This window comes from Streptomyces toxytricini (assembly GCF_014649915.1).
Classification (GTDB): domain Bacteria; phylum Actinomycetota; class Actinomycetes; order Streptomycetales; family Streptomycetaceae; genus Streptomyces; species Streptomyces toxytricini.
In genome coordinates, this window is the sequence record NZ_BMTY01000017.1 from 4,927 (window position 1) to 5,199 (window position 273).

Consider the following 273-nt stretch of genomic DNA (forward strand, 5'->3'; position numbering starts at 1 on the left):
ATCAACACGATGGTCGACCAGCTCTCGGCGTTCGCGGAGCAGGTGACCCGGGTGGCCCGGGACGTGGGCACGGAGGGCCGCCTCGGCGGCCAGGCGCAGGTGCCGGGCGTGGCCGGGGCGTGGCGGGACCTCACGGACTCGGTGAACGGCATGGCCGGGAACCTCACCTCGCAGGTCCGCAACATCGCCCAGGTCGCGACGGCGGTGGCGCGGGGCGACCTGTCGCAGAAGATCGACGTGGACGCCCGGGGCGAGATCCTGGAGCTGAAGAAC

1 protein-coding gene is annotated in these 273 nt (G+C 72.5%); it reads left to right on the forward strand.

Going from position 1 to position 273, the window contains the following annotated elements:
- Positions 1-273, forward strand: a 273-nt coding sequence (locus IE170_RS33600) for a HAMP domain-containing protein (RefSeq protein ID WP_229885033.1), incomplete at both ends; no start/stop codon positions are given.